The organism is Aeromonas sp. R5-1, assembly GCF_040908265.1.
In the GTDB taxonomy this organism is placed as follows: Bacteria; Pseudomonadota; Gammaproteobacteria; order Enterobacterales; family Aeromonadaceae; genus Aeromonas; species Aeromonas caviae.
Genome location: NZ_JBFODJ010000025.1, coordinates 1 through 1,343, shown reverse-complemented (window position 1 = coordinate 1,343; position 1,343 = coordinate 1). Strand labels below are relative to the sequence as shown.

The following is a 1,343-nucleotide window of genomic DNA, read 5'->3' as shown; positions in this document are numbered from 1 at the left end:
GTGTGGCTTGTTTTGTTTAGCGACTAATCAGATCGCACAAACTGGACTGAGTTCCCTTCCTCCGGTGATCTACTATTCGGAACAGCTATTTAGCAGGGCTGAGGCCCCCAAGGCACCTTGATCCCAGTGCCGTAGCAATATCCGCAACGCATGCACTATGCAAAGACCCAGACTCACCAGATAAATGAGGGCTAACGCCACTTCAATCAAATCCGATATGCCGTAGGGATCATTCGAATTGTGATAAAGCAGGTCATAGCCAAAGGCGCGAAATCCGAGTCTTAACAGAAACAGGGAAAAGCAGATGATGGCCAGTCGTTTTGTTTTTCGGCTGATTTCTGTCATGCAACTTATCAAGTATTCCAACGTTTACTTATGGGGCTGATATGCAGCAGAGCTGGGACACCCATCTTTTCGAATGTTAGCAATGCCATGTCTGGCTAATAAAGGTATGTGTCTATGATTTGTGATATAAAAGTATTCCAAGATTATCCTGCATTATTTGGTATAACAGTCATTAGATAGAAAACGGTACTAATCTGATAGCTGTGAGTAAAGGACACCCACCTACCTGTATGCTGGCTATGCTACGCCTTGCTCAGAAAGATGGATGTCCTAAATTTTCTATACGAAGTTACCTGTCAAATTCTTTGCCAACGTTGAGCGCCTTGTACAGACCATAGAATATTTGGTAGTCGCAGCCTTCTTTTACTTTTGGATTTATATCTCCGTAACTGCGTTGCCTGAAACACCACCGAATATATGGTTTATCCTCAAATGGATATTCTATATAACTAAGAATGTTTAGACCGTAAAGGAATTGAAGGAAATCAGGTGCCGTTGACATGAATTTTGGAATTGTTGCACTACTCGCAGATATAGACATATAAAAACTATCGTAGTACGATAGATATTCTTCGTATGTAAACTTATGTCTTCCATTGAGGTGCTTGAAGAATTTTAGGAAAAGATTGTACTCTTCTTCACCATAATAGAAAGTTAGGTGATCTTTAATCTCACCTAACAAATACTCGGAATAGGCGCGCTTGAACTCTGCATTATCAAATTCCTCGTACTTGAAGTATCTCTTGGTAACTCCATTTTGTTTGGATATTCCCTGTAGTATGGCCAGCATTGTAACTATATCTCTAGGTCGGTAGTATGACCACCTTAAGAAGTTTATAAAAGAAGTATGATGGTCAAAATTTTCCATGATGTTTGGAGCATCCCATGGAAAGTAGTGATCCCAAGGAAGGTGCGAACAAGTCCCTGATATGAGATCATGTTTGTCATCTGGAGCCATGGAACAGGGTTCATCATGAGTCATCAACTTACCTTCGCCG

The 1,343-nt window shown here is 41.0% G+C and carries 2 protein-coding genes; both read right to left on the bottom strand.

Going from position 1 to position 1,343, the window contains the following annotated elements; genetic code table 11:
• Window positions 1–72 precede the first annotated feature (72 nt).
• Complete coding sequence (locus AB5Y64_RS03410) at window positions 73–345, bottom strand: hypothetical protein (RefSeq protein WP_368203273.1); 273 nt, start codon at window positions 343–345, stop codon at window positions 73–75.
• 289 nt (window positions 346–634) lie between these two features.
• Window positions 635–1,343, bottom strand: a 709-nt coding sequence (locus tag AB5Y64_RS03405; RefSeq protein ID WP_368203274.1) for a hypothetical protein, incomplete at its 5' end; no start/stop codon positions are given.

Bases quoted from the DNA above. Each gene is read 5' to 3' on its own strand.
- AB5Y64_RS03410 (WP_368203273.1), bottom strand. From the start codon at position 345: ATGACAGAAATCAGCCGAAAAACAAAACGACTGGCCATCATCTGCTTT.